The following is a 7493-nucleotide window of genomic DNA, read 5'->3' as shown; positions in this document are numbered from 1 at the left end:
CTTCTTTCGCACACGGACCAGTCAACAAAACGTGCTCTGTGGCACGAAATCCAGGTCGGTCTCTTGCGCCCCATATCTTGTTTCACGCTCTCCTAGGGTAGCAGCGTTTCCATCGAGTCAACAAAGCCGGACTTCTCTGATACCCTACTCCGTCGATAAACCAGGATCGGTTCGACTAATTGCGACCGTCTCGGTACCGGTCTGTAGAGCTCTGTCGCCGTATATCGGGCTCATAGTTCGTTTTATCATTGTACTACCCGTGTCTCGAACCGATGGGGGCGACTGGCGGCGTTCGGCAGCGGTGTAGACTCGCGTCGGAACCGCACCGCCACAGGGCCGTGACGCTGTACGGTTCTGACGGACGGAGGTATCAAGTGATCGACTCTACCAACGCGGTCCGCGAGCAACTAAAGGAATTGAGTCGCGGTGACACCGTCAGAGTCGTTCTTGAATCGGTCCGATGTCGGGGCGACGGCTGGCGGATCACCCGGCTAGACGAGGTGAATCCGCGCAGGTTCCCGCCCAAGCAACCAATCTCCGACTCGGAAGGCCGCTCCGCGACGGGATCGACTTCATCATAGGCTCTTCGATTCCCGGGTTTCAACGGGCTGACCGGTGCGTGTGTCTCCTGTATTGACTAGATTGGGGCAAAACAGATCACCTTTTCAGGGCTCAACAGAACCACCTGAACCTGTCTGAGCCGACTATACCTATGTCGTGGGGTCCATAGGCTTATACGTATGGAGGTGACAACATAGGATGGCGGATGGCGTCCTACACCACCATCGAAGATTGGAAGGATGTCGAAGACGGCTACGTTGTCAGTGTGACCATTCGGCAGACGGAGGCTGAGAAGTACCCGAGCGGGTGGGACTACGGTCTACACCTCGGGGAAGTCGGTGGCGATACCATCCTCCGCTACGACAACGCTCACGAACGGACGAAAGGTCATGAGCGCCACATCGGGGACGATGTCGAAATCATTCAGTTCCCAGGAATGCTGACGCTTTACGACTGCTTCAAGCGTGACGTTGAAGAACTGACCCCCGTTTCGTGGGACTGGTCAGAGTAGGACGCCTCCGGGAGGGACACACCATGCCCACACTCAAAGTCACCGTCGGCGAACGCGACCGCCTCGATCAGCGCACGCGCAGTCGAATCAAGGCCGCTCAGGAGGGGGAGGACCTCGACGATGCCCAGCCGGTACTGAATTTCGGCTCGTACGCTGAACTCAGCCGACTCCTCAGTCCGAAGAACTTGGAGTTGTTAGAGGCAATATCCGAACACGAACCCGAAAGTATCCGCGAAGCTGCCGAACTGGTGGACCGGGACTACAAACAGGTTCACCGAAACCTCTCTGAACTCGACGATATCGGTGTTATCGAGTTCGAAGGTGGCGGAGCAGGTCACGCGAAGAAACCAAAACTGGCCTACGACGGTCTCGAAATCGACATTCCATTTGCGAGATCTGACGGGGATATCGGCGCGGCAGCGCCCTAACGGCCACCCGCATGCGGGTTGGTCCACCGTCGCTGCTTCCTTTCCGTATCTCACCACACACAGCATATACGGCTGCGAGCCTAACTAGTGGTAGATGCGGTGGGATCCACGACCCGCGCTCCGGCGACTCTCGAGGCTGGTGACTCCAATGACGCTCACACAAACACAGATACGCGAGTACGACCGCCGTGCGATAGATAGTGCGGAGACTGCCACGGCGACGTTCGGAATCGGCTGTTTCTGGGGGCCAGATGCCCAGTTCGGTGCGATGGACGGCGTCGTTCGCACCCGGGTCGGCTACGCCGGCGGTACAAAACTCGATCCGACGTATCACGCGTTAGACGACCACACGGAAGTGTTCCAAGTCGAATTCGATCCCGACACGGTAGCGTATCGAGACCTTCTAAATCGGGTGTTTAAATCACACAACCCACAGCACCAGACCAGAAAAACACAGTATCAGAACATCGTGTTCGCTGAGACGGAAGACCAACAAGCAGTCCTTGATGAGTTTCTCGCTACGCGAGGGCTCACTGCCGATGGGATCGGAACACGCATCGAGCAGCTCTCACGCTTCTATCCTGCTGAGGATTATCACCAGAAGTACAAGCTGCGGTCCGTCTCCTCGCTCATGGATGCGTTTGAGACGGCGGGGTACGGCGACGACGAGTTGCGTGAGTCGCCGATTGCTGCCAAGCTGAACGGGTACGCCGCTGGGCACGATGTCGGCATTGACGAGGAACTCTCGGTACCCGATCGCGGAACAGCCTAGACACCACGAATTGATTGACAATGGGCAGTATCGCCGATGAGGGCCGGTCAAACAGAGGACGCGGCTCTCTGACGGCGACGGTCCCGACACGGTCACGGTTACACCGCTTGTCGAGATGCGCTCGTGCGATTGTTACATTGGGTAGTTTACTCGGAGTCGCCCCCATCTGCGTGATAGCGAATAAATCAGTCTACCAGCTGATTGAACCCGCTGACGAATGGTATGGGACAGCCGACCGATATTTGGGACAAAACCTTTATTCATGCCATACAAAGGGATACCTATGTCAGTGGAAACGGATTCGCACGGGCGGCTGTATCTGTCCTCAAAACTGAGGCAGAAGTATGGGAAGAAGTTCCACGTGGTCGAGTACGAAGATCGTCTCGAACTAATTCCTATCGACGAGAACCCGCTTGAAGCGATTCGTGACGCTGCTGGCGACGCATTTGAAGGTGAGTCGATAGACGAACTCCGTGAGGGTGCGAGAGAACAGGCAAAAAAGGATGCTGAAGCGGGGTTTGCCCGAGGAAAACGGTCGGGTGAGGATAGCGACAAATGACTGCGTACGTTGAGACAGACTATCTCCTCGCCCTCGCTAAGGACTCCGACTGGCTAAAAGACCGAGCAGAAGAAGAATTGGAAGAACAAGACGTTGTCACATCGACGTATTCGTATTTAGAAATTCTGCTCATCCAGGAGCGCCACGAGTTCGACTACATCAAGCTGTTCTCAAATATGCTTGAGATTGTTCCCGTTGAGACCGATGAAGAACGCCAGATCGTGCTCAAGGCTGTGAATTATTTCGATGACGGGATGACCGCGTTCGATTCCTTCCATGCCGCTACTGCCGAAACTCGTGGCCATCCCATCTTAAGCTCTGACAAAGCATACGAGGATGTCGATCCCGAGCGTCTTCCGTTGGAACCGACTGACGAGGAGTGAGCCATGCCTCAGACTGACTGAGCACACCTAACCTATCCGTTTCCAAGTGTTTTGACAGAGCCTTCGACTGCGAGACGGAAAGAGAACCGAAGCAGTACTTCTCACCCGACACTTTTCGTCGGGACTTGTGTTGTGTGACGTATGGATATCGATCGAGCTCGTGGTGTTCTCTGTGGGATCGCCTGTGGGGACGCGCTTGGCCGGCCGGTTGAGTTTATGCCTGCCTCCGAGATTCGTGCTGAGCACGGGCAGCTCGACGAGATGATTGGGAACGGAACGTGGAACCAGCCTGCTGGGACGATCACGGACGACACCGAGCAAGCGCTGTGTATCGCACGGAGCCTCGCCGAGCAACACGAGTTCGATCCAGCAGACATTGCCGAGCGGTTCGTCGCGTGGTACGACAGTGGGCCGTTTGATATTGGAGGGATGACGAGGCGATCGTTGAGCCAACTCAAACACGGTGACGAGTGGGACGAAGCAGGCCAGCACGTCTGGGAGAGCAGTCCTGAAGGCCAGAACGCGGGCAACGGGAGCGTGATGCGATGCGCGCCGCTCGCCATCCCGTACGCGACGAACTGGGATCGACTTGTGGAGGTGAGTCGGCAGTCCTCGCAGATCACGCACGCTGATCCGCGATGTACGTACGGCTGTACAATTCTGAACCTCACGGTGGCGGGCCTCCTCGACAACGCGGACACGCCCTTACAGGACGCGCTCGACGAGGTCGGTTCAGACGCGCCTGCTGAACTTGTGACGGCGCTCCAACCGCTCGCTCGTGGTGACTCTCTCGATACGTTGGAGACGTCAGGGTACGTCGTTCACTCGCTACAGACGGCGCTCCACGATGGGCTATTCGCAGAGAATGTCGAGGAAGCAATCGTGACTGCGGTCAATCGCGGTGGAGATACCGACACGATCGGCGCGATTGCGGGTGCGGTCGCAGGTGCGCGGTTCGGGGAATCACAGCTTCCGGAGCGGTGGATGAGTGCCATCGATGAGGTGGGCGAACTCGAATCGCTGGCAAGTCAGCTCACGACCCTGTCGTGACTACTCGACCCGCTCACCGCTGACGCCGGTCGCTCCTTGAGCGGAGGGCTTCCTGCTGTTAGGGCTTTACAGGGAAGTTGAATCAGTCATCCCATCCGGACCCACAGCAGGTTCCAATATTGCAGGAGCCAGTACAGGACGGTCGCCGCGACGACGACGGCCGAGTAGTGGACGCGCGTGGCGATTGACCAATCCTCTCGGGCCCACGCACGAACTGCGTAGGCGACAGCACCAGCGGTCGCTATGGCTCCTAACGTCGGCACGACGAACACGAGCTCGAACCACGCGGGCGGGCGGTCAATCAATGTCGGCCTGCCCATCGACGCCACGGCAACGGAAACGGCGACGAAAGTAAGGACAAACAATAAGAGCCCGGCGATACCCGCGCCTGCAATCCACCGAGCACGAGTGACAGATTCCGGCGGTGAATCCCCGCCGCGGTATCGACGCCATCCCCGGGCTGCCGGCCACCCCACGAAACCGGTGAGCACGACCACCGAAGCGGCCATTGTTAGCCATCCCTGTACTGAGAGCTGCTCGCGGTAGCCGATCTGTTCGTACGCGCTGAGTCCGTCTAACAGGTGGGTCACCTCACCGTCCGTCTCGCGGAACACCAGCGTCGAGTCCTTCTCAACGTGTTCGAAGACGAGTGGCTCGACTTCTACCCATTCGTCTGTGCTGTCTCCTTGCTCCGTAATGAGCCGACCGTCGTCGGCGACTCGGGCGTCGATCGGTTGGCCGGTAAAAAGTCCGAAGACAATTCTCTCGGAACTGACCGTATCAGTCGCGTTCACCGACCGGTATCGACCGCCGAGTTCGTCAGCACGTTCGGGTGTCCCGTCAGGAGACCGCCGTTGGCCACTCGAATCAACGGGTGCGTACCGGTCGAAGAGCGCATCTGCGACCTCCTGTTTCGCATTGTATGCTTCGCTACCGTGGGCGACCACGAACAGGCCGACTCCCTCCTCCGGGAGCAGGGCGAACTCGGTCGAAAACTGTGGAACTCCACCGTCGTGACGAACGATCCGAGTATCGCCACGGGTTCTCTCAAAGAGACCGAACGCCATGCCGTCGATCCGTTCGTGCGGTGTGAACCACTGCTGGTGCATCGCGTCGACCGCGCTCTCTGAGAGGATCCGTTCGCCGTCGACGACACCATTGTTCAGGTGTGCTTGGAGCAGTCGCGCCATGTCTGCGCCGGTCGTATGAAGGCCGGAGGCAGGCGACACGTCGGAGTAGAAACTCACGACATCGTCAACGGTCGTTCCGTCGGCAGGAACGAGTCCGGACGGAGCCGCTTGGAACGTGCTGTTTGACATCCCGAGCGGCGCGAACACGTTCTCCGTGACGAACGAGTCGAATTGCTGCCCAGAGATGTCTGCGATCAGCTGTCCGGTTAGTGCGGCGGCGTAGTTGGTGTATTGGGCGAGTTCACCCGGCGGACGGACACGCGCCGGGACGTCTGTCGAGACTGACTCGGCCAGTGGACGGACGTGCTGAGGATCGCTCACCGAATCGCCTCGCCCTCGAACTTCGAATCCTGGTGTGTGGGTGGCGAGGTGTTCGAGTGTGATCGGTTCGTCGTACGTTTCCGGGAGGTCGACGGCCTCGAGGTGGTCGTCCACCGGGGCGTCTGGTGCGATCTGCCCACGGTCGACGACCTGCATCGCGGCCGTCCACGTGAGCACCTTCGAGACGGAGCCGATGCGAAAGAGCGTCTCGTCCGCTCGAACCGGGACGTCTTCGCTCAGAAAGGCGTGGCCGTAGCCGCTCGTGTGGACCTCGTCGCCGTCGACGACGGCAACTGTCAGTCCGCCCGCATCGTATTCTGTCAACGCGCGGGTGGCCGCGTCGTCGATAAGCGTATCCACGTTGGTCGTTTGTGTCGGTTCGGTCGATCCGCTCACGAGCCCGCTGGCCGCGACGGCGGTGCCAGCACCGACGGCCGCGGACCGCGACAGGAAACGGCGTCGTGAGAGTGTGGAGGGCATCGGTGGCAGTGTGTTTGAGAGAGAGTTCACGCCGTGGAGGGCGGGGCGACTCATCCGGTTGAGCTTGTGTCGGAGTTGTGAGCGGTGAAGGGAAACAGCCGGGTATCTCGGGCCAACACGGCGACAATGCCGTACGCGCCCAGGTGGTACACACGGCTGGCTCACCCTCGCTTCTTTGTCTCGGGTGCGATGGTGTCAAACCGACTTTATTTATTCTATATGAAGTTTACCCTACGGAGTCGGGTCTCACATCGACTCAACGAGCGCGAGTATTCTGAGCGCGGCCACTAACCCCACTGCCGAAACAAAGAGGTCGAGCACCCACCGAAGCAGCCAGTCGCGTGCTCGGTTCCCCTCGGGACGGATCCCGAACCGGACCGAGAGGTGGCGAACGATCACGACCCAAGTGACGAGCACGAACCCGAACAGAAACGGCCGCACGTCGATACCGAGTCGAACCTGTACGATGTAAATCGGGAGTACGCCGATCAGTATCGGCGTCGCCGCGATCCGAGCTACAGCACGGAGCGGTCGACGCTGTAGTGTCGGAGGGTCGCCGGCGACCAGTTCGGGGACCGACACGCCACACAATCGGAAGCTGGCGACAATCTCGCGGAGTTGTCCACGCGGGATGAGGAACCCCTCTGGCTTCGTGAGAGTGAGCGACCGGTAGCGGGCCCGAGCAGCAACGATTGGCCCGAGCGGAATCAACTGTAGAGACTCTACCTCTGCGAGGTCGATCGTCTGTTCGTCAGCACCGGTCGCCGCCGCGAACTGCTCGGTCTCGGGGTCGTCGTACTCGGGTTCGATCACCAGGGTGCGAGTTTCGGGAGTCAGCCGGTAGCGGTTCGTCTTGAGCCCCGCACTCGAAAACCAGACCATCAACCACAGACACGCACAGACGATCACGTACCCAACGGCTGCCCGCGAACCGAAGACGGTCGTCGACCCGAAGACTGCGAGCGGGAGCGCGACGAAAAGGCCGACCCAGACCGCAGGATGCATCGTGACGATGAACGCGGCCGTCCGGTGCGGCAGCCGACGAATGCCGTGAAGGGTCGTCTCCCACCGTTGGCCGGGGGCTACTCGTGTGGTGTCCGTGGAGGGCATATCGAATCTCTCACGAGACGTCGACTAAATACCCCGGTGAGCGGTCGCGTTAAGTTTGGCGTGAATTGTGGTAGACTGCGACGGCTTCGAGCCAATTTTGAGCTGTCTCGAGCGCGACATTGCTGAAA

Annotated in this window: 8 protein-coding genes and 1 pseudogene; 6 read left to right on the top strand and 3 right to left on the bottom strand. The window is 59.2% G+C overall.

Annotated features, from left to right (window positions below; genetic code table 11):
* The first annotated feature begins 766 nt into the window (after positions 1 to 766).
* The 6 genes from C468_RS04630 to C468_RS04605 all read left to right on the top strand — a co-directional run bounded on the left by C468_RS04630 (position 767) and on the right by C468_RS04605 (position 4264).
* Positions 767 to 1072 (top strand): toxin-antitoxin system TumE family protein, encoded by a 306-nt coding sequence (locus C468_RS04630; RefSeq protein WP_008847711.1) that lies wholly within the window; start codon positions 767 to 769, stop codon positions 1070 to 1072.
* 23 nt (positions 1073 to 1095) lie between these two features.
* Complete coding sequence (locus C468_RS04625) at positions 1096 to 1500, top strand: HVO_A0114 family putative DNA-binding protein (protein WP_008847710.1); 405 nt, start codon at positions 1096 to 1098, stop codon at positions 1498 to 1500.
* Between the two features lie 148 nt (positions 1501 to 1648).
* Positions 1649 to 2272: a peptide-methionine (S)-S-oxide reductase MsrA gene (locus C468_RS04620; protein ID WP_008847709.1), complete on the top strand. Its 624-nt coding sequence runs from the start codon at positions 1649 to 1651 to the stop codon at positions 2270 to 2272.
* Between the two features lie 283 nt (positions 2273 to 2555).
* A complete protein-coding gene (locus C468_RS04615) occupies positions 2556 to 2831 on the top strand; it encodes a hypothetical protein (RefSeq protein ID WP_008847708.1) in 276 nt (91 codons plus the stop codon).
* Positions 2828 to 3214 carry a PIN domain-containing protein gene (locus C468_RS04610; RefSeq protein WP_008847707.1) on the top strand — a complete coding sequence of 129 codons (387 nt, stop codon included), beginning with the start codon at positions 2828 to 2830 and terminating at the stop codon, positions 3212 to 3214. The genes C468_RS04615 and C468_RS04610 overlap by 4 nt, the downstream gene beginning before the upstream one ends.
* A gap of 141 nt (positions 3215 to 3355) precedes the next feature.
* Positions 3356 to 4264 carry an ADP-ribosylglycohydrolase family protein gene (locus C468_RS04605; RefSeq protein WP_008847706.1) on the top strand — a complete coding sequence of 303 codons (909 nt, stop codon included), beginning with the start codon at positions 3356 to 3358 and terminating at the stop codon, positions 4262 to 4264.
* A gap of 86 nt (positions 4265 to 4350) precedes the next feature.
* Here C468_RS04605 and C468_RS04600 read toward each other — a convergent pair whose 3' ends face one another.
* From C468_RS04600 to C468_RS19200, 3 genes and pseudogenes are all read right to left on the bottom strand, one after another.
* Entirely contained in the window at positions 4351 to 6255 is a 1905-nt protein-coding gene (locus C468_RS04600; protein ID WP_241430972.1) for a serine hydrolase, read from the bottom strand.
* A 246-nt stretch (positions 6256 to 6501) separates the two neighbouring features.
* Positions 6502 to 7365: a hypothetical protein gene (locus C468_RS04595; protein ID WP_008847704.1), complete on the bottom strand. Its 864-nt coding sequence runs from the start codon at positions 7363 to 7365 to the stop codon at positions 6502 to 6504.
* A gap of 49 nt (positions 7366 to 7414) precedes the next feature.
* Positions 7415 to 7493 (bottom strand): annotated as a pseudogene (locus C468_RS19200) (IS6 family transposase); the annotation flags it as partial.

Origin of the sequence: Halorubrum kocurii JCM 14978, from assembly GCF_000337355.1 — an archaeon.
GTDB classification, from domain to species: domain Archaea; phylum Halobacteriota; class Halobacteria; order Halobacteriales; family Haloferacaceae; genus Halorubrum; species Halorubrum kocurii.
The sequence above is the reverse complement of the archived record's forward strand: the minus strand, read 5'-3'. Positions and strand labels throughout refer to the sequence as shown.

Excerpts from the sequence above, each read along its gene's own strand:
- C468_RS04610 (WP_008847707.1), top strand. The coding sequence starts at position 2,828 with ATGACTGCGTACGTTGAGACAGACTATCTCCTCGCCCTCGCTAAGGAC.
- C468_RS04600 (WP_241430972.1), bottom strand. The coding sequence starts at position 6,255 with ATGCCCTCCACACTCTCACGACGCCGTTTCCTGTCGCGGTCCGCGGCC.
- C468_RS04595 (WP_008847704.1), bottom strand. The coding sequence starts at position 7,365 with ATGCCCTCCACGGACACCACACGAGTAGCCCCCGGCCAACGGTGGGAG.
- C468_RS04630 (WP_008847711.1), top strand. The coding sequence starts at position 767 with ATGGCGTCCTACACCACCATCGAAGATTGGAAGGATGTCGAAGACGGC.
- C468_RS04615 (WP_008847708.1), top strand. The coding sequence starts at position 2,556 with ATGTCAGTGGAAACGGATTCGCACGGGCGGCTGTATCTGTCCTCAAAA.
- C468_RS04620 (WP_008847709.1), top strand. The coding sequence starts at position 1,649 with ATGACGCTCACACAAACACAGATACGCGAGTACGACCGCCGTGCGATA.
- C468_RS04605 (WP_008847706.1), top strand. The coding sequence starts at position 3,356 with ATGGATATCGATCGAGCTCGTGGTGTTCTCTGTGGGATCGCCTGTGGG.
- C468_RS04625 (WP_008847710.1), top strand. The coding sequence starts at position 1,096 with ATGCCCACACTCAAAGTCACCGTCGGCGAACGCGACCGCCTCGATCAG.